Below are 25145 nucleotides of genomic sequence, written 5' to 3'. Positions count from 1 at the left end.
TTAGAACAAATGAAAATCAATCAAATTAAAAAACTAACAACACTTTTTTTAGTAGTGATGACTATGAGTGTTACGGCACAAAATAATGTAACCAAAGTAGCAACATTTAACAAAGTAATTATAAGTCCGCATATACAAGTAACTTTTGTAGAAGGAGAAACAGAAAGTGTAACAATAGAAAGTAGCACTGTAGCAGAAAACAAAATAAATGTTGAGGTTTCTGGAAAAACTTTGCGCTTGTATTTAGAAGGGGCAAAAGAGTTTACAAAAAGCGAAAAAATAAATAAAAACGGATACAAACAACGTAAGTCTATTTACAAAGGCACCGTTGTAAAGGCAATTGTTACCTATAAAAAAATAGAAGAATTGTCTTTAAGAGGAGAAGAAACTATAGTATGTAAAAGTCAGTTTGCCCAAAACAAATTACGATTAAAAATATATGGCGAATCACAAGTGTTTTTAAATGATACAGATCTTAAAGAATTACACGCTACTATATACGGAGAAAGTTTTTTAGAACTAAAAAAAGGTAGTGTAGAAAACCTAAAAATTACCGCATACGGAGAAACTAAAATTAATACTTTAGGCATAAAAAATGACAACACAAAAATTACAGCTTACGGTGAGGGTAGTTACCGCGTACAGGTTTCTAAAAAATTAAAAGTTACAGCTTACGGTGAGGCAACCGTTGCTTACCAAGGCAATCCGGAGTTAAATAAAGGGCTAATTATTGGCGAAGCAACTATTCAGCAAATACAGTAAAGACTAAAAATTATGTTTAAAAACCATATTAAAATAGCGTGGCGTAGTCTTAAAAATGAAAAACTTTTTACAACAATTAAAGTTGGAGGTTTTGCTGTTGGTATTGCAGCTTGCTTGCTAATAACTCTTTTTATTAAAGATGAATTAGGATATGATCAACACTATAAAAACAAAGATGTAATATACAGAGTTGTTTTGGAAGGAAAATTTAACGGTGAGGTAATGAAAAGTGTTCATTTTCAATTGCCATTTGCAGATGCTTTAGTATCAGATTTTCCAGAAATTAAAAAGGCAGCAAAAGTAAATGCCAGTGAGCTTTTTGGAGCAGGAAAAAGAGGCCTTAAAATTGCTGGTGAATCTCAAAATAAGTTAGAAGACGGTTTTATATTTGCAAATCAAGATTTAATAGATGTTTTAGAAATTGATATAGTACAAGGTAATAGTGGTACTGCATTAAGCGCCACAGAAAACTTGGTGATTTCAAAAAGTAAAGCCGATATTTTTTTCCCTAATGGAGATGCATTAGGAAAAAATATTATTTTAGACAATAACACCTATAAGCCATATACTATTAGTGCTGTAATGGCAGATAGACCCCCAAACACCCACTTAAAATTTGATTTTTTACTACCTATTGAAGATACAAATATGAGCTGGACAAACCAGAACTATTTTACATATATCTTGGTAGATGAAAAAACAAATATAAAAGAACTAGAAAAGAAGATGTTTTCTATAATGGAAAACTATGTAATACCAGCGCAAAAAGAAAGAGGAAGAGCACCAGATTTTTTAGAAGTATTAAAAACTATAGAATATAAACTACAACCTGTAGAGGATATATATTTAAAGTCCGACCTAAAAATGGGAGACGGTTTGCAACACGGAGATATTAGATTTGTATGGCTTTTTGGGGCTATTTCTGGCTTTATTTTAATATTAGCATGTATTAACTTTATAAATTTATCTACAGCAAAATCTGCTAACAGAGCTAAAGAAGTTGGACTACGCAAAACTATAGGAGCTTATAAAAGTAACTTGGTTTCTCAATTTTTAACAGAGTCTGTTTTATTTAGTGTTATTTCATTTGCGTTAGGAGTGCTTTTGGCCTGGGTATTATTACCTTCTTTTAATGCTATAGCATTAAAAAATGTAAGTATGCCTTGGCAATCTATTTGGTTTATACCAATAATAGTTTTGTTTGCGGTTATAGTAGGTTTGCTGGCAGGACTTTATCCTGCATTCTATTTGTCTGGTTTTAGACCAATAGCAGTATTAAAAGGCAACCTAAGTATAGGTAGTAAAAGCGGAAAATTACGTAGCGGGTTGGTTATTTTTCAGTTTGCAACATCTGTAGTACTAATAATAGGTACGCTAATTATTTACAAACAAATGAACTTTATACTAACTAAAGAACTAGGGTATAATAAAGAGCAAATAGTTGTTTTAGAAGGAGCATCAATATTAGGAAATAAAACAGAGAGCTTTAAAAATCAATTGGTACAGTTACCTTCTGTAAAAAAGGCTACCGTTAGTAGTTATTTGCCTATTGAAGGAACAAAAAGAAATGGAAATACATTTAGAAAATCTACAGCAGGTAATGAAGAAAAAGGAATTGCGGCACAAATATGGCGTGTAGATTATGATTACATTTCAACGCTAGGTATGCAAGTAAATAATGGTAGAGATTTTTCTGAAGACTATGCCTCAGATGCTATAAATTCTATTATTATTAATGAAAAAATGGCAACTGAACTTGGGTATAAAAATCCAATAGGGAAGCAAATTTCTAATGGTGAAAATTGGACGATTGTTGGTGTCGTTTCAGATTTTCATTTTAAATCATTAAAAGAAGATATTACACCTTTAGCACTTGTTGTTGGTAAAGATACAGGTATAATTTCTTTAAAATTAAGCGGTACTACTGTTAATGAAGCTTTAACCGAAATTGGTGCAGTTTGGGATAAAAATGTACCCAACCAAGCTTTTGATTATACTTTTCTAGATCAGAAATTTGCTCAAATGCACCAAGATGTTAAACGTATGGGTAAAATTTTTAACAGCTTTGCCTTATTTGCCATTATGGTTGCTTGTTTAGGGCTATTTGCCTTGTCTGCTTTTATGGTAGAGCAACGTCAAAAGGAAATAAGTATAAGATTGGTTCTAGGCGCTCCTTTTAAAAGCATTTATAAATTAATTACACTAGATTTTTTAAAGCTTGTTTTTATAGCTATGCTAATAGCTACACCAATAGGCTGGTATTTAATGAGCAACTGGTTGCAAGATTTTGCTTATAAAATAAATTTAAGTTGGGAAATTTTTGTTGGTGCTGGCTGTATTGCTTTATCAGTTGCAGTAGTAACCATAAGTTATCAAGCAATAGGCGCCGCTTTATTAAAGCCGTTAAAGAGTTTAAGAGCAGAATAGTTCTTTTTTTAACGTACAAATAATGGACAGGTTGTGTAAAATATTTTTACAATTTAATTTTAGTTAACTTTATTTTTGCAGTATAAATAACTGCTAATTAAGCTATTGTGTTTTTGGCACAGAATTAGAAAACCATATTGTATCAATCAAAAAACAACAGTTAACAATTTAAAATTATGTTTAAAAACCATATTAAAATAGCGTGGAGAGGTCTTAAAATGGATAAAATGTTTTCTGCATTAAATATTTTGGGGCTATCTATAGGCTTAACAATAGCAATACTACTTTTTTCTTTTATTTCTTTTGAAAAAAGCTTTGATAAACAATATAAAAGCTACTCGGATATATACAGAGTGTTGGTTAATACAACAGGAGATGCTTTTGATAAAGAAATTATGGCAACAGCGCCAGCGGCAGTTGCACCAGCTTTAAAAGAAGAACTGTCTGCTGTAAAATATGCTGCCAGAATGTTGCAACACAGCTTTGGCGAAACAGCCTTTATAAAAGCAAACAATAATAATTTTATAGAAAAAAGATTGTTTTGGTGTGATCAAGAATTGTTTTCAATTTTTGATACTAAATTTATAAAAGGAGATCCTGCTTCTGCAATTACAAGACCAAATACTGTGGTTTTATCTAAAAGTGCAGCAGAAAAATACTTTGGAACTATAGACCCTATGGGGAAAACCATAAAAGTTGATGATAAAACAGAATTAGAAGTAACGGGTGTTTTTGAAGATTTTGCTAAAAACAGTACTATAGATTGTAATTTAATAGCATCATTTAGCTCTACATATTTTTCTAAAGAACCAAGTTGGAGCAACTCTAGTTTTGAAACGTATGTTCAGTTAAAAGACAATGCATCTAAAGTGGCTTCTGAAAATCAAATGCAGCAAATTTTAGATAAAAATGTAGATAAGCAAGGACAATGGTATACACTTTCATTACAACCATTATCAGAAGTACATTTATATTCTAAAGATTACACAAGTACATACACATCTAGAATTGGTAGTATTTCTGAAATTAAAAACTTATCGTTTTTAGCATTACTTATTTTACTTATTGCCTGCGTTAATTATATGAATTTAATGACAGCACGTTCTCAAAAAAGAGCAAAAGATGTAGGTATAAATAAAACACTTGGTGCATCATCTAAAAGCTTAGTTGGCAGGTTTTATGCAGAAACAGGTTTACTAACTTTAATTGCATTGTGCATTGGTGTAGTATTATCTATTGCAATTATTCCTATTTTTAATACTATAACAGGTGCTAGTATAGATTATAAATTTCTTATGGCTCCAAGCTTTATAATTGGTGTATGTATTGTTTGGTTGGTTACTACCTTGGTTGCGGGTTCTTATCCTGCTTTTTATTTGTCTGGTTTTTCACCTAGCGCTATATTAAAATCAGCAAACAGAACCGTAAGTAACGCAGTTATTAGAAAAGCATTGGTTGTATTTCAGTTTACAGCTTCTGTGGTTTTAATTGTAGGTGTATTAGTTGTATACCAACAGTTAGAGTTTATGAAAAATAAAGACTTAGGGTATAAGCCACAAAACGTTATAGCTGTTTCTACGGCTGCAATTAAAACTTACAATAAAAAACAAGCTTTAGCAAACGAGGTTAAAAAATTAAGCTCGGTTATAGAAGTTGGTTCTGCTCAAGGTTTTCCTGGTATGGATGTTAGCGGAAGATCTTTGCATAAAAACGACCAAGATGAAAACGGTAAAAATATACAGACCAACGTAGCAGACGCTAGTGTGCTAGAGGTACTACAACTAAAACTTTTGGCAGGTAAAACATTACCAAGTGTAAAACAAGAAGGAGATACGCTTGTAGATGTGGTTTTAAATAAAAAAGCTATTACCTATTTAGGATTAACACCAGAAGAAGCAATTGGTAAAAAAGTAGATATGCAATTGGGAGACAATGCTACAATAATTGGTGTTGTAGACGATTTTAATTTTGAGTCTTTACACAAGCCAATTGGTGCATATGCTTTTCATAATAGTAGGTTTGAGGGCAAACCATATTTATTGGTACGTTTTAATAGTGCTTCGGTAGCAAATACTATGAGACAATTAGAGAGCGCTTACAACAAAGTTGCTACAGACTCTAGTTTTGATTATACTTTTTTAGATAAAAATATGGAGCAATTGTATGAGCAAGATCGAAAAACAGCAAAAGTTGGACTCTTATTTTGCTTGCTTGCCATTTTTGTTGCTTGTTTGGGTTTATTTGGTTTGGCTGCCTTTACAGCAGAACAACGCAAAAAAGAAATAGGTGTACGTAAAGTTTTAGGTGCAAGCGTACTGGGAATTACACAAATGTTATCGGCAGATTTTTTAAAGCTAATAGCTGTATCTATTATAATTGCTTTTCCTGTTGCCTACATTATAATGCAAAAATGGTTAGAGACCTTTGCTTTTAGAATAAGTATTGGCTGGCTAGTCTTTTTTGTTGCAGGTATGTGTGCTGTTATTATTGCGCTAATAACAGTAAGTTTCCAAGCTATTAAAGCAGCAACAGCAAATCCAATAAAAAGTTTACGAACAGAGTAAATTGTAACCTATAAATAATAATTATGATTAAGAATTATTTTAAAATAGCGTTTAGAAACCTATGGAATAACAAGCTCTTTTCTTTAATTAAAATTAGCAGTTTAGCCATTGGTTTAAGTGTGTCGTTTGTTATTGGTTTAATGGTGTATTACGATTTTACTTTTGATAAATTTCATCCAGATAAAGAACATATTTATAGGGTTACAACAGAGTTTGTAACACCAGAAGGTAGCTTTTATAATCCGGGAGTTTCAGTTCCTTTGGCTGACGCACTAAAACAAAACTCGGCTAGTTTGGCTGCTGTTGCTCCTTTTTTAACTACGTATCCGTTACACATAAAAAACACAGCTACAAATAAAACATTTAAAAGTCCAGATTATGTAATTTATGCAGATAAAGGTTTTTTTAATGTGTTTAAATATAAATGGTTGGCGGGCTCTAAAGAAAATGCTTTAGAAAGTCCAAATCAGTTGGTGTTATCGGAAAAAAGAGCTAAAAAATATTTCCCAAATACTGCTTTTACAGATATAATTGGTGCTCATATGGTATATAATGATACCATAAATATGCAAGTAACTGGCGTGGTGGCTAATTTTACAGAGCGTACAGATATTGTTTTTGAAGAGTTTATATCGTTAAAAACAGCGCACCAGTCAGATATGACAAGTGCTGTATTGAGCAGTAATTGGAACGGTACAAACTCGGCTTCACAATTGTTTATAAAAATAGCTAAAAATTCTAGTGCTAAAAATGTACAGCTCACACTAAATAAGCTAGCAAAAGAACATAAAGACCCTAATGAAGAAGAGTTTGGTAATGAGCGCAAGTTTTATATGCAGCCATTACAAGAAATGCATTTTGATACCAACTATTATACTTTTGATTTTGACTCGGAGCCAGCAAGTAAATCGGTATTAGTAAGCTTAGGTTGTATTGCTCTTTTTTTACTGCTGTTAGGTAGTATTAATTTTATAAATTTAAATACAGCACAGGCAACGCAAAGAGCAAAAGAAATTGGCGTTAGAAAAACACTAGGAGGCTCTAAAAAACAACTAATTTATCAGTTTTTAGGAGAAACTTTTTTACTAACCATTTGTGCTGCAATTGTGTCTATAGCACTTTCTTTTTGGCTGTTAAATATATTTGCAAACTATATACCAACAGGTCTAAGTTCAGAGTTATTTGCAGAGCCAACAGTTATTGTATTCATTATTTTATTGCTTTTAGTTGTTACAGTATTATCTGGGTTTTATCCGGCAGTAGTACTCTCTCATTTTAAACCAATAGCAGTATTAAAAAATCAAATTGTAGCGTCTAATGATAAAACATCATTACGTAAATACCTAACTGTTTTTCAGTTTATAATAGCACAGATTTTTATAATAGCTACCCTTTTGGTGGGCAAACAAATATCCTTTTTATTACAAAAAGATATGGGTTTTAAAACCAAAGCCATAGCATCTGTTAGAGCGCCTTGGTATACTATGACACCAGAAAAACAACAACGCTTGTTAACAAAAATAGAGGCAATACCAGAAGTAAACAAAGTTAGTTTGGCAGAATACCCGCCAGCATCCTTTAGTACTAGCGCAACAAATACTAGTTATTTTGATGAAAACAATGCACCTGTGCATACAGAATTGCAATTGCTGTATGGCGATAAAAACTATTTAGACATTTACGGAATAGAATTATTAGCTGGTAGAAAACAAAATAATGATAGTATTACAGAATACGTAATAAACCAAACCTATATGCGTATGCTTGGCTTTAAAAAACCAGAAGATGCTTTGGGTAAAATAATAAAAGCTGATGGTGAGCAAAATCCAATTGTTGGTGTTATGAAAGATTTTAATCAGCGTTCTTTAAAAACAGCAATTAAGCCATTGGCTTTTGTAGGTACAGGCGGTGCAAACAGAAAATTTAAAACGTTTCATATATCTTTTGCCAATGTTAACGGAGAAAACCTAAAACACGCTACAGATAAATTAAAAAATGCTTGGAATACAGTTTATACCAATGAGCCTTTTGAACTTATTTTTATGGATGATACTATAAAACGTTTTTATAGTCAGGAACGTAAAACAGCAGTGTTACTTAATTGGGCTACTGGTTTAGCAATTGTAATTAGTTGTTTGGGGTTATTAGGTCTTGTAGTTTACACTACAGAACGCAGAACCAAAGAAATAGGTATACGTAAAGTGTTGGGGGCATCTTTATTAGAGCTAAATGTATTGCTAAGTAAAGAGTTTTTAGGCTTGGTATTAATTGCATTTATAATTGCTGCGCCAATAGCCTATTTTGGTATAGATTATTGGTTGCAAGACTTTGCTAATAAAACAAAATTAAGTTGGTGGGTTTTTGCAATTAGTGGTGTTATTATGCTAATAGTTGCAATGTTAATTATGGGCGTGCGCACCTACATATCATCAACACAAAATCCTGTAAAAAGTTTACGAACAGAATAAAAAAATATAATATGTTATTAGAATTAAACCATATATACAAATGGGTACAGTCTGGCGGGCAAAAAATATTTTTGTTAAAAGACATCAATTTAAAAGTAGAAGAAGGCGAGTTTATTTCCATAATGGGGCCGTCTGGTTCTGGAAAATCAACCTTGTTAAATATTATTGGTATGTTAGATGTATTTAATGAAGGTGAATATAATTTTTTAGAAGACTCCGTTCATAATTTAAAAGAAAAACACCGCTCTAATTTGTATAAGCAATACATTGGTTTTGTTTTTCAGGCCTATCATTTATTAGATGAACTTACGGTGTATGAAAACTTAGAAATGCCTTTATTATATAAAAAGTATAGCTCGTCTGAGCGTAAAGCATTGGTAGCAGATATGCTAGATAAATTTAATATTGTAGGCAAGCAAAACCTATTTCCAAGTCAGCTTAGTGGTGGTCAACAGCAGTTGGTAGGTATTGCTAGGGCATTAATATCTAATCCAAAACTTATTTTAGCAGATGAGCCAACAGGCAACCTAAATTCTAAGCAAGGCGAAGAAATTATGGAGATTTTTAAAGAGTTAAATAAAGAAGGCGTAACAATAATACAGGTTACACACTCAGAAAAAAATGCAGCATACGCCTCCAGAACAATAAACTTATTAGATGGTAGGCAAGTGTAAAAAAGTTTAAAAAAAAGAACACAACAGCCCCCACCGTTGTGTTCTATCTAGGCCTAAATGCAAAAACCTAGTTATAGTAAGAAGGGTTAACTTATAAAAACCTTCTTATATAATTTATGCGGTTTTAAGTAAAATCAAAGAAAAAGTCTTGGTTTTAGTTAGCCTATATTTTTGTATAAAAGCTAAGTATTCGGTTCTTTTTTTTTCGTGATTTTCAAGATAAAAGGCATCACACTCTACAGTGTCACATTCTAACTTACCAAGTGTAGTATTGTTATATCTGCGCATTTCTACTACCATTTCTGTATTTTCTTTTTGTAAGTTATACAGCTCTTGTTTTATGGTTTTTTGATTGGCAATACGGCTTTCTATCTCTATTAAATACCTTAATTCTTTAGCAATAAACTCTAAATTATTTATCCAATTACGCAGTTCTTCTTTGTCTTTTTTCATCATTATACTGCGGTCTTCCTCGTGGTTGTAAAACAATTTTGCACTCATACCAATGTATTTATATCTATGTAATTATTTTTTTGTTTTACATTGGTTACCGTGAGGTTTTTTTCTCCTGATGGGAACTCCCATAAAAGAGTATCACCTTTTGCATAGCCAATTACAGCAGCGCCCATAGGAGTTAAAATTGATAACTTTTGGTTTTTTAAATCACTATCTGAAGGCTTAACTAGCTGAAAACTCTTTTGCCATCCTTCTTCTGCTGTAACTGTAACAATAGAGTTAAACCTGATTACATCTGTAGGCATATCTTTATCGTCTTTTACAATAGCAGTCTTTAGCTCCATATTAAGCTTAGCAATAGATTTTTTGTATGTTGTATCTTTATGATAACCAGACAGGGTCATCAATTTTTTAAGCAACACATATTCTTTTTTTTCAATAATTAAGCCTCCGTATTTCATCATCTCTTTTCTGTTATTTATGGAAAAATTCCTCTTTGTACATAAGCTTGTTCTAAACGTTCTATGGCAATGTTAAAGGCGGCAGTACGCATGTCTATATCTTTTTCTAAAGCAGTTTTCATTACCTTATTAAAAGATTCTTTTAGTTTTTTATGCATTTTTTCTAATACTTCATCAAGCTGCCAAATTTCTCCGTTTCTATTTTGTAACCACTCATAATAACTACCAATTACACCACCAGAATTACATAAAATATCTGGTATAATAGCTACACCTTTTTCTAGTAATATTTTTTCAGCTTCAACATCTGTTGGTCCGTTTGCACCTTCAGCAATTAAAAAGGCTTTAATACTGTCTGCATTGTTAGCTGTTATTTGGTTACCCAAAGCAGCTGGTACACAGATATCGCAATTAATACCAAAAAAGTTTTCGTTTAATATTGGCGTGGCATCCTCAAACCCAGCTATGGCACCTTTGTGTTCTATTGTATGTTTAAATAAATCTTCAACAGAAATTCCGTTTTCATTCATAATAGTGCCAGATGCATCTTGTACACCAACTAAAATTGCACCTTCATTTTCTAAAAAATGAGAAGTCCAGTAACCAACATTACCAAAACCTTGTACAATGTATTTTTTATCTTTTAGACTTACTTTTTTACTTTCTGCCCAAAATTTTATACTTAAAAACACACCATAACCCGTAGCTCTGTCTCTACCTTCAGAACCGCCAGCGCCCACAGGCTTACCTGTAACCACGTGCATATTTTTAGAACGTTCTGATGGTGCTTTTGTAGACATATAAGTGTCTAAAATCCACGCCATTGTTTGCGGATTTGTATTAACATCTGGTGCAGGAATATCTAATTCCGGACCAATATTATCTCCTAAAGCAAAGGTAAATCTCCTAGTAATACGCTCTAACTCTGCTTGGGAGTACTTGCTAGGGTCTAACTGTATACCACCTTTTGCACCACCATAAGGTAAGCCAGCTAAAGAGGTTTTCCAGGTCATCCACATAGCCAAAGCTCTTGCGGCATCTATATCTACAGTTGGGTGATAACGCAAACCACCTTTATACGGGCCAAGTGCATTGTTATGTTGTACTCTATAGCCTGTAAATACTTCTACATCTCCATTATCCATCTTTACAGGAAAATGTACAACTAGCTCGTTGTTAGTGATGCTTAATATTTTTCTAATATTAGGATTTAAGTTTATGTTGTCTGCGCTATAATTAAATTGTCGCATAACATTATCTAGCATCCCTTGCTTCAACTTTTTCTGCTGTTTTGTTATCATTATATTTAATTTAAAACTAATTCTGTTTTATCTTCTTTTTTTAGATCAAAGTCTTCATTTGTCCCTTGTTGATAATCGCTACAGTTGTATATAGAATTTTTATTTTTTGTTAGTACACAAAGTCGCTCGTGCTCACAAGTATTGCAAAGGCTCTTTTCAATTATTTTTATCATTACCTTGTATTTAGACTATTAAAATGCTACTTGACTTTCACAAAAAAACCACACCACTTGAGTTAAACATTTAGAAAGCCAAGTAGACAAATCAATCAATCAACTATAAAAATCTAATATCATTTTTATAATAACTTACTTGTGTATGTATTGGCAAGCTGTGTGCCTAAAAAGATTTAAAAATGCAGATTTATTTTAAGTAGTTGATTACTAGTTAAATAAAAGAGGTAAATTAATTTTAAAGAAAAGATGAGGTGGGGAGAAATGCCCCAGCCGGGGAAAAATACCCCAGCGTTTACTTTAATTTTTGACGTAAAGTTTTACGGTCTATTTGAAGAATTTCTGCAGCCTTTGTCTTATTGTTATTTGTAGCTGCTAATACTTTTAAAATGTATTCTTTTTCCATTTGCTGTAGGCTTGTAAAAGAAGCGTCTGGAAACTCTATTTTATACTTTAAATAATCAGGGAAATCTTTTGTGTCAATTATACCATCGCTCATAATAACAGCGCGTTGTATTACATTTTCTAGCTCTCTAATGTTGCCTTGCCAATGGTATCTTTGTAGCATTTTTAAAGCATTATCTGTAATTTGTAATAAACGGTCTTTGTATTCTACACCGTATTTCTTTAAAAACTGCTCTACCAGTAACGGAATATCAGATTTTCTTTCTCGTAATGGTGGCACGTTTATTTGCACTACAGTTAGCCTGTAATAAAGATCTTCTCTAAAGGTTTTGTTGGCAATATCTTCTTGTAAGTTATTATTTGTTGCAGCAATGATGCGCAAGTCTACTTTTTCTGCTTTTTGTGAGCCTACTTTTGTAATTTCTTTTTCTTGTAAAGCACGTAGTAATTTGGCCTGTACCGCAGTAGAAGCATTGCCAATTTCATCTAAAAATAATGTGCCGTTATTTGCAGCCTGAAAAAAACCATTTTTATTTTCGTTAGCACCTGTAAAAGCTCCTTTTGTATAGCCAAAGAGCTCAGATTCTAATAAGTTCTCGGGTATGGCACCACAATTAACAGCAATAAAAGGTTGCTTGGCAAACTTACCCGAAAAATGAATAGCCCTAGCCACAAGTTCTTTACCAGTGCCACTTTCTCCTTCTATTAAAACTGTAGCCTTGTTGTCTTTTACACGTTCTATAATTTGAGTTACTTTTTTAAAGGCAACAGATTGCCCAATCATTTGTCCGTAACCTGTTGTTATTAGTGGTTTTTTTTGTTGTGTTTGTTTTGTTTTTTTGGCTGCTTCTAAAGACCTATTTACGGCCTGTTTTAATTCTTCTTTTGTAAATGGTTTGGTAAGGTAATCTGTAGCGCCAGTTTTTATTACGCTCATTGCATCATCTACAGACGGGTAACCTGTAATTACTAGTTTAGGAATTTCTGGATAATGTTCTGCGGTATATTTTAATAGTTGCAGGCCATCAATCTCTGGCATTTGTATATCTGTTATTAACAAATCTATAGCAGAGTCATGCAAAACATACAATGCCTGTTTTACAGACACTGCTTTGTAAACGTGGTAGTTTAAAGCTTGTAAATGACGTTGTAAAAGTTCTAGTATATGAATGTCATCATCTACAATAAGTATGTTCTCTTTTTCTAATCCCATTTTTTACAATTTAGGAATTGTTACAGTAAATATAGTGCCCTTTGGTGTATTGGCACTAAAACTTATGTTTCCTTTATGACTTTTAACAATACCGTGTACTACGCTTAGTCCTAATCCAGAGCCTTCGCCTACTGGTTTGGTGGTAAAAAATGGTTCAAAAATTTTATCACCTAAATTAGTATCTATACCAGTACCTTGGTCTTTTATATGCATTTCTACTGCGGCAGATTTATCTTTTATATCTAATACAATAAAACCATTTTCTTCTGAAAAATAAATAGCATTTATAACCAAGTTAAATAGCACTTGGGTAAGTTGTATGCGGTCTATTTTTAAAGCAATTTCAGGATTGCTAGAGGTAATATTTAGAGTAATACTTTTTGTTTTTAGTATTGGTTTTAAAAGTTCAATAGCTTCTTTACAAATAGGAATAATATTAACCAAGCTTTTTTGTTGTGGCATTTCACAAGCAAAAAACATTAGTTTTTTTACCACTTCTCTAGAGTAAATGGCACTATTTATAATTTTATCTACATCTTTTGTTGCTTGTGCATCTTCTTTTGTACGGTCTTTTAAAAGCTCTGCAAACCCTAAAATATTAGCCAGAGGTGTATTTAGTTCATGAGCTATGCCTGCCGTAATTTCTCCAAGTATACGTAACCTGTCTGATTGTTCTACTTGCCTTTTAATTAAAATTTCGTTCTCCTTAATTTCTTTACGCTCCAGTAAGTTGCCAACCTCCAAACACACATTATTTAGCAGTTGTTGTTCTTCTTCAAGAAAATCTAAAATACTGTATTTTTTAGATGGGTAACCAACTTTTATAGTCCCAATTTCTTTATTAAATAACGTAATAGCAGAGGTTAAAAAAACATAGTCTTTATGCTCTTTTTTAGTTTCAATATGGTACTCATCGGTTTTAAGTACAACATACGTATCATTTATGTATTGCCAAGCATTTTTTAAGCAAGCTACAATAGCTTGTAAACCAACTTCAATTTCATTATAATCGCAATTAACAATTATAGAAGTAACGTCATACAAACAAGTGAGTTCTTTAATACGCTCTCTAAGTTTTTCTTCTGCTGTTACCATAGTTATAAAATTAAGGGAAGATAAATGTACTATAAAAAAATAGCTCTAGTAAACAAAACGTCTACTAGAGCCAGGTTTTATACAAACAACTTTGTTAGGCAGTAGGGTCTGGTGTCATCCTTAAGTAAGGTTTAATTTCTTCTACTCCTTTAGAGAATATTTTTTCTGCATCGCTAGTAGCAATAGCCGGACTAACAACTACTTTTTCGCCATTTTTCCAGTTGGCTGGTGTAGCTACTTTGTGGTTAGCTGTAAGTTGTAAAGAGTCTATTACGCGTAACAACTCATAAAAATTACGGCCTGTAGATGCTGGGTAGGTAAGAGTTAATTTTACTCTTTTATCTGGTCCAACAATAAATACAGAACGTACTGTTAAGTGGTTGTCTGCGTTAGGGTGTATCATATCATATAAGGTAGACACTTTTTTGTCTTCGTCTGCAATTATAGGAAAAGTTACTGTAGTGTTTTGCACCTCATTAATGTCTTTAATCCACTCGTTATGAGAAGCTGCACCATCTACACTCAATGCAATCATTTTTACGTTACGCTTATCAAACTCATCTTTAAATTGTGCGGCAGTACCTAACTCTGTTGTGCAAACAGGAGTAAAGTCTGCAGGGTGAGAGAAAAGAATTCCCCAACTATCTCCTAAATAATCGTAAAAATTTATTGTTCCTACAGAACTGTCTGCAGTAAAATCTGGTGCTTCATCACCCAATCTTAAACTTGCCATATTATAGTGTTTTAAAATTAAAAATCTGTTTACCCTACAAAATTAGTAGATTATTTACTTTTAAAGCGTTAAAATAGGTTAAACTTTGTGTAAATTAAGTAGTTAAAACTGAAACCTTAGCTGAACACTAATACTTTCTTGTTCTGGCTTTTTTTTATCTGGAGTATTTAAATTAGCTAAAGAAATGCCCAATAAACGTACAGAGTTTTCAAGCTTTTCTTGGTACAATAATTCTTTTGCTATTTCTAGTATTAGGTCTTTATCTGCTATAAAATAGGCTATGGTTTTGCTTCTGGTCTGCAAAGTAAAATCGCTATACTTAATTTTTAAAGTAATTGTTTTGCCTGCAATTTTACTTTTTTTAAGTCGGCGTTCTAACTCACTAGCAATATTTTCCAATCGTTCTAGCATAAAAATTTCACTACTTAAGTTTTCATTAAAGGTACGCTCTGCACCAACCGATTTTGGTATTCGGTTGGGTTTTACAGGACTATTGTGTATGCCTCTAACAACGTGGTAGTAATATGCTCCACTTTTACCAAAATTATTTTCTAAAAACTCTAGTGATTTGTTTTTAAGATCTAAGCCAGTAAAAATACCCACTTTGTACATTTTTTCTGCTGTAACCTTACCTACGCCATAAAATTTACGAATTTCTAAAGCTTCTAAAAAGGCTAAAACTTCTTCTGGATTAACCGTTTTTTGTCCGTTTGGTTTGTTGTAATCACTTGCAACTTTTGCAATAAATTTATTTATAGATATGCCTGCAGAAGCCCTTAACCCTAACTCATTAAAAATACGCTCTCTAATTTCTTTGGCAATTAAAGATGCAGATGGGTTTCCCTTTTTGTTTACCGTAACATCTAAATAAGCCTCGTCTAAAGAAAGTGGTTCTACTAGGTCTGTATAATCAAAAAAAATGGCTCTAATTTTTTGCGATATTTCTTTATACCTGTCAAACCTTGGTGGCACAAAAATTAAATCTGGACAATTACGTTTTGCCATATAACCACTCATAGCAGAGCGTACACCAAATTTACGAGCCTCATAACTAGCGGCAGAAACTACACCTCTTTTTTCACCACCACCAACTGCCAATGGCTTTCCAATAAGCTCAGGATTATCTAACTGCTCTACAGATGCGTAAAAGGCATCCATATCTACATGAATAATTTTTCGTAAAGGTAAATCCTTGGTCATACACAAAATTACGGTATATTTAGGTTGATGAAAACAAAAGAAAAAACGGCTATTGTATTAGGCGCAACCGGTGTAACGGGTAGTGCCTTAGTATCTTTATTAACCAACCATAAGTCTTATGCAAAAATAAAGCTATTTTCTAGATCTTTAAGTGGATTTACGCATTCTAAAATTGATGAATATTTGGTAGATTTACAAGATTTAGAAAAACACAAAACTAGCTTTACTGCAGATGAGGTGTATTGTTGTATTGGAACTACAAAGGCAAAAACACCAGATAAAGAAACTTATAAACACATAGATTACGGCATACCATTGCAAGCAGCAAAGTTATGTAAAGAAAATGGTATAGGAACATTTATGGTAATATCTGCCTTAGGAGCAAACGCAAGTAGTTCTGTTTTTTATAATAAAGTTAAAGGTCAAATGGAAGATGCTGTAATTGCATTGCAACTACCAAAAACACATATATTGCAACCATCATTAATTGCGGGTAAAAGAGAAGAGAAAAGAATGGGCGAGTGGTTGGCAAAACAGTTTTTTAAGGTGTTTCAGTTTTTACTAATTGGTTCTTTAAAAAAATACAGACCTATACACCCAGAAACCATTGCAAAAGCTATGGTTTGGTTAGGAAATAATGAAGAAAACACTATAAAAATACAGTCTGATAAAATTAAGGAATTAGGAGGAGAATGATGATTGAAATAGAACGTAAATTTTTAGTAAAGAGTGATGCTTTTAAAACAGAAGCAATTTCTAAAAAAAGAATAGTGCAGGGTTATTTAAATACTAACCCAGAACGTGCTGTACGAGTTAGAATTAAAGGAGATGTAGGTTTTATTACTGTAAAGGGTATTTCTAACGCATCTGGTATGTCTAGGTTTGAGTGGGAAAAAGAAATACCTGTTACAGAAGCAGAGCAATTGCTAAGCATTTGTGAAGCAGGTGTAATAAGTAAAACACGATATAATGTTAATGTAGGCAATTATATATTTGAAGTTGATGAATTTGATGGAGATAACCAAGGATTACTACTGGCGGAAGTAGAATTGCAGTCTGAAACTGATGAATTTGAAAAACCAATTTGGTTAGCAGATGAGGTTACGGGTGATACTAAGTACTATAACTCACAACTGAGTAAAAACCCATTTAAAAATTGGAGTTTATAAAAAAAGTCTAGTAAATTTTACTAGACTTTTTTTATTTTTTCTTCTGCTATTTAGTTAGATGTGTAGTTTAGTTTTTTCTCAATAGCTCTAATCATAACATTAGCAATATCTAAACCGGTTGCATACTCTATACCTTCTAAACCAGGAGAAGAGTTTACCTCTAACAATAATGGTCCTTTGTTAGAACGTATTATGTCTACGCCAGCAACAGCCAGGTTTAATATTTTAGCTGCTTTTACAGCAAGTTTACGTTCTTCAGACGTTATTTTAATTAATGAAGCTACACCACCTTGATGAATATTAGCTCTAAATTCTCCTTTTTGAGCTTGGCGCTGCATAGATGCTACAACTTTTCCGTTTACTACAAAACAACGTATATCTTGCCCGTTAGCTTCTTTAATAAACTCTTGTACCAATATGTTTGTTTGTACACTTTTAAAAGCGTTAATAACACTTTCTGCAGCTTTATTGGTTTCTGCTAAAACAACACCTTTACCTTGTGTGCTTTCTAATAGTTTTATTATTAATGGCGCACCGTTTACCATACGTATAAGGTCTTTGGTATCCATAGGAGATTTTGCAAAACCAGTAATAGGTATGTCAATATCGTTTTTAGAAAATAACTGAGAAGCAAACAACTTATCTCTAGACTGTGTAATTGCTTCTGCGGTGTTCAAACAATACACACCAAGATTATCAAACTGCCTAATTAAAGCACAACCATAAAACGTAACTGATGGCTTAATTCTAGGGATTACCGCATCAAACTTATTTAAAACATTACCACCTCTGTAACGTATTTGTGGCGATTTTGTATCTAGTTTCATGTAAGCGTTTTCTACATTTAAAAAAACTACTTCATGACCTCTAGCTTCACCAGCCTCTATAATTCTTTTGTTGCTATATAAATTAGGGTTACTAGCTAATAAAGCAATTGTTAAACCAGATTTTTCGGCCATATGAGATGCGTACTTTTCTTGAACTTCTTCTTCAGAAAAATTTTGCATACAATAGCTTTCTGCAGGATTTACAATATAACGCTGGTTTATAGCTTCGCGCCCTAATAACATGCGGTATTCCATAGTGTCTCTGTTGGCCAGCGTAAGCTCTACACTATGTATATTATTACCTAACTTAATGGTAGTTTTTACCACTAAACGCTCTTCAGAAATACCAACAGAGCTTTTTACAGTTCTGCGGTCTACCAAAGGAGCCTCACAAGTAATTGTTACACTTCTGTTTTCTTGTATTGGGTTTACCTCAAATTTTACCCATTCTTCTAAACCTTTGTTGTATACTTTTACATTATTGGCTTGTATAGATGATGTTTTTGCGCCAGAATCTACACGTGCTTTTATAGCAGGTATACCAAGGTCTTCAAAAACGCACCATTCTTCTCCGCCAATAACTTGTAATCCTTCAAATTTAGTAGTGTTGCTCATAGGTAAAATCTTAATTTTAAAAAGTGCGAATGTAGCTTAAAAATAAATAAGCTTATGTTTCCTTAAGGCTATTATTTTGCTAAAATTCCGTCTTTTTCTATTAACGGTATTGTGGTTAAATTTGCCTTAGTTACTGTGTTTTTTTCAAAAATAAAACGCTTTTCAAAAAGCTTATTATCAGCAAAAAAAGTTACAAAAAACTCGTTATTTAACTGTAAAACATCTTCTTGTACCATTTCTACTTTAGCATAAGATTTACCATCTAATTTGGTAATAGAATGTCTCATAGTTGAGGTAAGTTTTTCACCATCGTACCCTTTAGAAACAACAAGTACCATTTCTATGGTTTCTGCTGTATTGTTAATTACATAAACATTCCATTCTTTATCTAAAAACTCTTTGTTAAACTCGTGTATAATAGCAACGTGTACATCTTTAACAACTGGTATTATGATGTCTTTTTTCATCTATTTATAACTTTAAGTTGTTTTTACAAAGCACTTTTAAATTGCTCTAAAAAGCGAACATCATTTTCACTTAACAAACGAATATCTGTAATTTGGTGTAATAACATAGCAATACGGTCTATACCAACACCAAAGGCAAAGCCAGAGTATTCTTCTGGGTCTATACCACAATTTTTAAGTACATTAGGATCTACCATACCACATCCGCCAATTTCTAACCAGCCGGTTCCTTTGGTAATTTTATAGTCAGACTCTGTTTCTAGCCCCCAATATACATCTACTTCGGCACTAGGCTCTGTAAATGGAAAATATGATGGGCGTAAACGAATTTTAGATTTTCCAAAAAGTTCTGTTGTAAAAAACTGTAATGTTTGCTTTAAATCTGCAAACGAAACATCTTTATCTATATACAAACCTTCTATTTGGTGAAAAAAGCAGTGAGAACGAGCAGAAATTGCTTCGTTTCTGTATACTCTACCCGGAGAAATTGTACGTATTGGTGGCTTGTTGTTTTCCATATACCTTACCTGTACAGATGAGGTATGCGTACGTAACAAAACATCTGGGTTGGTTTGTATAAAAAAGGTGTCTTGCATATCTCTTGCCGGATGATACTCTGGCAAGTTAAGTGCAGTAAAGTTATGCCAATCGTCTTCAATTTCTGGCCCTTCAGAAACATTAAAGCCTATTCTAGAGAAAATCTCTATAATTTGGTTTTTTACAATAGATATTGGATGTCTTGCACCAATAGACATTGGCTGTCCTGGGCGTGTTAAGTCACCATAAACACTATCGCTAACTGTTGTGCTAGCTAAAGCATCTTTTAAGGAGTTTACTTTTTCTGTAGCAGCATTTTTAAGCTGGTTTATAGTTTGTCCAAACTCCTTTTTTTGTTCGTTTGGAACATTTTTAAACTCGGCAAAAAAGTCATTTAACAATCCTTTTTTACCTAAATATTTTATTCTAAAACTTTCTATTGCTTCTAAGTCTGTTGATGTAAACTCGTTAACTATGGCAATATGTTTTTTTATTTCATCTATCATAACACAAAAAAATCCAATACGCGGCAAATTTAGCAATTATTCCCGTATTGGATTGTATTAATTAATGTTTTGTAGTCACATTTAATAGGTGTCTTTTACATTTTCTTTAACCCAAGCAACAGCGTCATCAAAATTAGAGAACAAATGCTCTGTTGGTATAAGGTCTGGTATAATGTCTATACGCTCCATCATATACCTAGGTTGTTGTAATAGATTTACAAAAAGTACGTTTACATTATTTTTTTTAAGATCTACCAAAACATCTTCCATAGCATACAGGCCAGACTGGTCCATATATTGCATTTTACCGGTTCTAATAATTACCGTACTTGCTGTACTAGGTATTTGTGATGCCAGCTGTTGAAACTCGCTAGTAGAACCAAAAAATAACGGACCTTTTATATGTTTTATAAAAACTTCTTCTTTTAAGTTTTTAGGAAAGTTATCTTCATCTTTCCAAGCTTTTTCTTCCAAAAGCGATTTAACATCTGAACGTTTGGCGGTTAAATCGCCTATTTTTTTCATAAACATTAATGATGCAATAACAAGGCCTATTCCTACGGCATATACTAAGTTCCATACTGATGATAGCACTAAAACTACAAGCATTATTATAACTTCTGAACTTACTTTTAATGGTCCTATTTTTAGGTCGCGTGGTAAACTAGGAATAGCTTTTAGTCCTTTATAGTCCATAACCCCAATACCAACAGTAATTAAAATACCTGCTAATACCGCAGCTGGAATTTGAGATGCTACCGGCCCTAATGCCAACAAAACAACTAAAAGTACTATACCGGCAACCATACCAGATATTTTGGTTTTACCGCCAGAATTAATATTTACAACTGTACGTATGGTTGCACCAGCACCTGGTATACCATTAAAAATTGCAGCAATGGTATTACCAATACCTTGACCAATTAATTCTTTATTTGGCTTGTGCTTAGTTTTGGTCATATTATCTGCAACAACAGATGTAAGTAAAGAATCTATTGCGCCCAAAAGAGCTAATGTTAAAGCCGTAAATACATACGGTGTTAAAGATGTTAGACTAAACTCTGTAAAAATAGCCATATTTGGCATTGGCATTCCTGTTGGAATTTCTTCAATAGGTCTGTAAGGTAATTTAAAGACATAAGCTACGCCAGAAACAGCTAGTAGAGCCACTAGCGTACTTGGTATGGCTGTTGTAATGCGTTTAAAACCATAAATAATAACAATTGTGGCAATTGCTAATGCTAGCTCTAGCCAATTAATAAACTGTAAAGCTCTAGGTAAAACTTTTATAGCTCCAATAACACCAGAAGCTTCTTTGCCTGCCAAGGTTTTGGCTTCATTAAATGTATCGTCATTTGTTATAGCATTAGCTTTGTTGATGGTTTGTTTAAAATGATCTAAAACCAAAATATCTTCACCAACTTCATCTTTTAATATATTTTGCAGTATAACTTCTTTTGCTTGTGGTTTAAATTGATTTACAAAGTCTTTATCCTCTTTAGGATAGTAACCAATAGCTGGAAGTATTTGAGTAACTAATATTATAACCCCAATTGCGGTCATAAAGCCAGAAACAACAGGGTAAGGTATGTATTTTATGTATTTTCCCATACCTAATAGGCCAAGGCTAATTTGCATTAATCCGGCTAAAATAAATACAGATAAAATATAGGGTAGGGCTTTTTCTACATTGCCATCATGAATAGCAATAATACTAGCAATAACTACCATACTTACAGCTGTCATAGGAGCTGTTGGACCAGAAATTTGTGTGCTAGTGCCACCAAATAGGGCAGCAAAAAAACTAATAAAAATAGCCCCGTATAAACCTGCAGCGGGACCAAGACCAGAGCTAACTCCAAATGCTAATGCCAAAGGCAGAGCAACAATACCAGCGGTAATACCACCAAAAATATCTCCTTTTATATTAGAGAAAAGATTTTTCATAGATTTAAGTTAATTTCTTAGAACAATTGAATAATTAAAAATTGAACTAAGTATTTATATAATATACAATTAAATTGATAGAACTACTAAATGTAGTTTTGTTGTCATTTTAGATAAAAAAATGATAAACTACTTATAAATATACGTGTTAAAGCAAATTTATAAATGATAAATTTAATGTTCTAAAATGAGAATTAGAATTAAAAGTAATGTTTTACTTTTTTAGTTTAGCGCATTGTAGTACATAAGCACTAAAATATAACCCAGTGTTAACTTAACTCTGGCGGCGGTAAAAGTAGATTAAAATGTGGTTTAGTGTAATTTTTATAGTAGTAACTAGGTATAGCTAAAGGCTTGAAAGGATTTGTAAAAGTCCAGTTATTGTTTGAAACTATAATTTCTAATGATTTACATTCTTCATCCTCTGCAGATTTGTATGTAACTGATAATTCTATATTGTCATCTACATACAAAAGAACGGTTGGGGTAATGATAAAACCAACTACTAAAATTGCTAAAAACAGTGAGAAAAATTTTCTAAACATTTTAAATTATTGGTGTGATAAATGTATTAAACTGAAATTTAAATTAAGTTGTAATACGTTTATTTAATTTCTTTTATTTCTTCAGATGAAATCCACCCAGTTTTACCATCAGCCAATTTTATTTTAGAGTAGTCTTTTAATTGCTCTAATACAAATACTTTTGTGCCTTCATGTAATCTAAATACCTCTTTGCCTCTGCTATTTGGTTCTGCTACCACTAAAGATTCTTCATTAAAAACAATTGCTGGTCTGTTTTTAATAAAATCATTATAATTTAAGTAAGCAGCAGTTACAGTTGCTATAGCTAAAAGTAAAAAGGTTATACTTAGTATAAAAGAAATCCTTTTTTTAGTAGAATAAATAAAAAACTTAAAGGCTATATAGCTAATAACAAATAAAACTACAAGCATAACACTTATATAAGCCCATTGGTCAAAATTAAAATAACCAACAATTTTATTGTAAATACTTTTTAGTGTAGTAACCGGTAAAGGGTTAATAACATCTAAAGTCATATTTTTAGCATAACTTAAGTTGTTTTTTATTTCGCTATCATTTGGTTTAAGTAATAATGCTTTTTCATAATAATAAATACTAGGAGCAACTTTATTTAGTTTGTAATAAGCGTTTCCTAAGTTGTAATATAGTTCCGCAGAATGTTTGCCGTTTTCTATTATTTGCAAATAATCTTTTATAGCGGCATCATATTTTCCATTATTATAAGCATCTGTGGCTTTTTTAAATAGATCGTTGTTTTGAGAATACCCAAAAAACGAAATACATAAAACAAGTATAAATATTATTTTTCTCATAATTATAGTTGTTTATCCATTTGCGAAATTACTTCACTTGCCTTGTTATAATCTTGCTGCATTTGTACATTAGAAAACGGACTATAGCGTGCCATTTCACAGTTTTTTAAGAGTGATATAAAACCTTCTATTGTACCATTATCTATCTCTTTCTCATTTAGTAATTCTGTTATTTTATCTTTACTAAAATCAGATGTTTCAATTTTTAACTTAGCTTTTAAATAATTATGTAATGCTTTTTCTAAAGCAATGTAAAAAGCATCTTTTTTACCTAATGTTTTCTTTGCTGCAGATAAGTATTTACGAGCTAATTTATTTGCTTTTCTAACCTTATTGCCAACAACGTCAGAAGCCATAGCTTCTCTTTTACGGCCAAGTAATATTGCAATAGGAATTAATAGTATTGGCAATAGTAACCATAAATAAAAAGCTGTAGACTTAAAAAAATAAGTACTTGCAATAGGTGTTAAATTTGTTTTTGTTTTTATAAAATTAAACTGCTTGCCTTTTGTTTCTACAACTTGCTTGTTGGTTGTAGTAGGGTTTTTAGCAGCGGTTTCTTCTGTATTTGTTGGGCCTTCTACCACATTTATAACTAGTTCATCTGAGTTAAGGGTGTGGTATTTGTTTGTTTTTGGGTTAAAATAACTAAATGCAATACTTGGTATTGGGTATTTGCCTCTATATTCTGGTACTATGGTATAACTGTCACTAATTTTACCTTCCATACCTGTGTAAGAGGTTGTTACCTTTTCATCATGCTCTGGATCATAAACCTCTAAAGAACCAGGTAAGTTTAAGGTAGGAATATCAAATAGTTTTAAGTTTCCTTTTCCGCTAATTTCTACTTTAGCTTGTAAAGATTCTGCTGCGTTTAAATGAGTTTTACTTGTGGTAACAAAGAAATTAAAATCTCCTACAGCTCCAGTAAAACTTGCTGGTTTTCCTTGTTCTGGTAAAGATTTAACATTTATATATCTGTTACCGGCAGATACTCTTAAATTAGCTTGTGCGTAAATTGGTCCGCCAAAAAAGTCTCTTCTTTGTGTAGGTACTTGCACACCAACATCTAAAGTAAGTGGTTCTAATATGAGTTTGCCTGTTTTTTGAGGATATAATACAACACGTTTTAGTATCACAGATCTGTACTCCTCTCCTTTATAAGTATCTTCTTTAGTGGTGTATCTTTTTACAGGAATATCTTGACTCCAAAAATTATTATATTTAGGATTATCTACAGCCTGAAAACCAGAAACTTCTATAGAAGGACTAACATACATTTTATAAACAACGGTTATGGCCTCGTTTAAATAAGGATTTGGTTTGCTTATTTCTGCAACTAAATGTAGGTTTTCTTGCGCAATATCACTAGGAGATGGAGGTGCGTTAGGGTTTACAACAGCATCTGTTACCGTAATAGTTTTGGCATCCGATTTGTATTCCTGGTCATCTATAGTAATTTTTGCAGGTTCTATAGTGATACTTCCTTTAGTAGTGGGTTGTAAAATATATGAGTATGATAATGAAAATTTACGTTTACCATTATTCCAAGATCTACTAATGGATGTTGCTGGGCCCATAAGTACCGTAAACCCATTAAAGTTAGGTGCAACAAAGTTATCACCTTGTTTATTAGTTGTAAATTCTACTTTTAAGCGCTCGTTTAAGCCTAGTTTTTCTTTACTAAGTTTTACAGAAAACGTAACTTTTTCTTCTTGTGCAGCTACACTACTAAGCGTAAAAAAAGTTAGAATATATAATATGTATAGTTTCGTTTTCATGTGTTTA

21 protein-coding genes are annotated in these 25145 nt (G+C 32.4%); 7 read left to right on the top strand and 14 right to left on the bottom strand.

The genetic code is table 11. From position 1 onward, the window contains the following. Positions 1-9 precede the first annotated feature (9 nt). The 5 genes from BFJ87_RS12745 (at position 10) to BFJ87_RS12725 (ending at position 8895) form a co-directional block, all read left to right on the top strand. On the top strand, positions 10-762 hold the full coding sequence (locus tag BFJ87_RS12745) for a head GIN domain-containing protein (protein ID WP_077405198.1): 753 nt from the start codon (positions 10-12) through the stop codon (positions 760-762). A gap of 12 nt (positions 763-774) precedes the next feature. Beyond that, positions 775-3189, top strand: coding sequence for an ABC transporter permease (locus BFJ87_RS12740; RefSeq protein WP_077405195.1), 2415 nt, complete (start codon positions 775-777; stop codon positions 3187-3189). Positions 3190-3365: 176 nt separating this feature from the next. Further along, the gene (locus BFJ87_RS12735; RefSeq protein WP_077405191.1) at positions 3366-5753 is read left to right on the top strand and encodes an ABC transporter permease; all 2388 of its coding nucleotides are present in this window, start codon (positions 3366-3368) and stop codon (positions 5751-5753) included. Positions 5754-5776: 23 nt separating this feature from the next. Next, entirely contained in the window at positions 5777-8221 is a 2445-nt protein-coding gene (locus BFJ87_RS12730; protein WP_077405188.1) for an FtsX-like permease family protein, read from the top strand. 11 nt (positions 8222-8232) lie between these two features. After that, entirely contained in the window at positions 8233-8895 is a 663-nt protein-coding gene (locus tag BFJ87_RS12725; RefSeq protein ID WP_077405185.1) for an ABC transporter ATP-binding protein, read from the top strand. A 114-nt stretch (positions 8896-9009) separates the two neighbouring features. On the opposite strand, the gene BFJ87_RS12720 is transcribed toward BFJ87_RS12725, so the two are convergent. The 7 genes from BFJ87_RS12720 to dinB form a co-directional block, all read right to left on the bottom strand. Continuing rightward, positions 9010-9396, bottom strand: a complete 387-nt coding sequence (locus tag BFJ87_RS12720) for a hypothetical protein (RefSeq protein WP_077405182.1) — start codon at positions 9394-9396, stop codon at positions 9010-9012. After that, positions 9393-9812: a GreA/GreB family elongation factor gene (locus BFJ87_RS12715; RefSeq protein WP_077405179.1), complete on the bottom strand. Its 420-nt coding sequence runs from the start codon at positions 9810-9812 to the stop codon at positions 9393-9395. Before BFJ87_RS12715 ends, BFJ87_RS12720 begins: the two co-directional genes overlap by 4 nt. A 17-nt stretch (positions 9813-9829) precedes the next feature. Further along, a complete protein-coding gene (locus BFJ87_RS12710) occupies positions 9830-11113 on the bottom strand; it encodes a Glu/Leu/Phe/Val family dehydrogenase (protein ID WP_077405176.1) in 1284 nt (427 codons plus the stop codon). Positions 11114-11581: 468 nt separating this feature from the next. Continuing rightward, complete coding sequence (locus BFJ87_RS12705; RefSeq protein WP_077405173.1) at positions 11582-12904, bottom strand: sigma-54-dependent transcriptional regulator; 1323 nt, start codon at positions 12902-12904, stop codon at positions 11582-11584. Positions 12905-12907: 3 nt separating this feature from the next. Beyond that, on the bottom strand, positions 12908-13999 hold the full coding sequence (locus tag BFJ87_RS12700; protein ID WP_077405170.1) for a sensor histidine kinase: 1092 nt from the start codon (positions 13997-13999) through the stop codon (positions 12908-12910). Positions 14000-14093: 94 nt separating this feature from the next. Further along, positions 14094-14732, bottom strand: coding sequence for a peroxiredoxin (locus BFJ87_RS12695; RefSeq protein WP_077405167.1), 639 nt, complete (start codon positions 14730-14732; stop codon positions 14094-14096). 102 nt (positions 14733-14834) lie between these two features. Further along, positions 14835-15932 carry a DNA polymerase IV gene (gene dinB / locus BFJ87_RS12690; RefSeq protein ID WP_077405164.1) on the bottom strand — a complete coding sequence of 366 codons (1098 nt, stop codon included), beginning with the start codon at positions 15930-15932 and terminating at the stop codon, positions 14835-14837. 27 nt (positions 15933-15959) lie between these two features. On the opposite strand from dinB, the gene BFJ87_RS12685 reads away from it, so the two are divergent. Together BFJ87_RS12685 and BFJ87_RS12680 are read left to right on the top strand one after the other, a co-directional pair. Next, the gene (locus BFJ87_RS12685; protein ID WP_077405160.1) at positions 15960-16628 is read left to right on the top strand and encodes an NAD-dependent epimerase/dehydratase family protein; all 669 of its coding nucleotides are present in this window, start codon (positions 15960-15962) and stop codon (positions 16626-16628) included. After that, positions 16628-17101, top strand: coding sequence for a CYTH domain-containing protein (locus BFJ87_RS12680; RefSeq protein ID WP_077405320.1), 474 nt, complete (start codon positions 16628-16630; stop codon positions 17099-17101). The genes BFJ87_RS12685 and BFJ87_RS12680 overlap by 1 nt, the downstream gene beginning before the upstream one ends. Positions 17102-17151: 50 nt before the next feature. On the opposite strand, the gene rimK is transcribed toward BFJ87_RS12680, so the two are convergent. From rimK to BFJ87_RS12645, 7 genes are all read right to left on the bottom strand, one after another. Further along, entirely contained in the window at positions 17152-18543 is a 1392-nt protein-coding gene (gene rimK, locus BFJ87_RS12675; RefSeq protein WP_077405157.1) for a 30S ribosomal protein S6--L-glutamate ligase, read from the bottom strand. A 71-nt stretch (positions 18544-18614) separates the two neighbouring features. After that, positions 18615-19010: a hypothetical protein gene (locus BFJ87_RS12670; protein ID WP_077405154.1), complete on the bottom strand. Its 396-nt coding sequence runs from the start codon at positions 19008-19010 to the stop codon at positions 18615-18617. 23 nt (positions 19011-19033) lie between these two features. Continuing rightward, a complete protein-coding gene (gene pheS / locus BFJ87_RS12665; protein ID WP_077405317.1) occupies positions 19034-20053 on the bottom strand; it encodes a phenylalanine--tRNA ligase subunit alpha in 1020 nt (339 codons plus the stop codon). A gap of 81 nt (positions 20054-20134) precedes the next feature. Continuing rightward, positions 20135-22000 (bottom strand): SulP family inorganic anion transporter, encoded by a 1866-nt coding sequence (locus tag BFJ87_RS12660; RefSeq protein ID WP_077405151.1) that lies wholly within the window; start codon positions 21998-22000, stop codon positions 20135-20137. Positions 22001-22269: 269 nt separating this feature from the next. Then, positions 22270-22545 carry a hypothetical protein gene (locus BFJ87_RS12655; RefSeq protein WP_077405148.1) on the bottom strand — a complete coding sequence of 92 codons (276 nt, stop codon included), beginning with the start codon at positions 22543-22545 and terminating at the stop codon, positions 22270-22272. 59 nt (positions 22546-22604) lie between these two features. Next, a complete protein-coding gene (locus tag BFJ87_RS12650) occupies positions 22605-23357 on the bottom strand; it encodes a tetratricopeptide repeat protein (RefSeq protein WP_077405145.1) in 753 nt (250 codons plus the stop codon). Positions 23358-23359: 2 nt separating this feature from the next. Continuing rightward, the gene (locus BFJ87_RS12645; RefSeq protein WP_077405142.1) at positions 23360-25138 is read right to left on the bottom strand and encodes a BatD family protein; all 1779 of its coding nucleotides are present in this window, start codon (positions 25136-25138) and stop codon (positions 23360-23362) included. Between the last annotated feature and the right edge of the window lie 7 nt (positions 25139-25145).

This window comes from Cellulophaga omnivescoria, from assembly GCF_001999725.1.
GTDB classification, from domain to species: Bacteria; Bacteroidota; Bacteroidia; order Flavobacteriales; family Flavobacteriaceae; genus Cellulophaga; species Cellulophaga omnivescoria.
The sequence above is the reverse complement of the archived record's forward strand: the minus strand, read 5'-3'. Positions and strand labels throughout refer to the sequence as shown.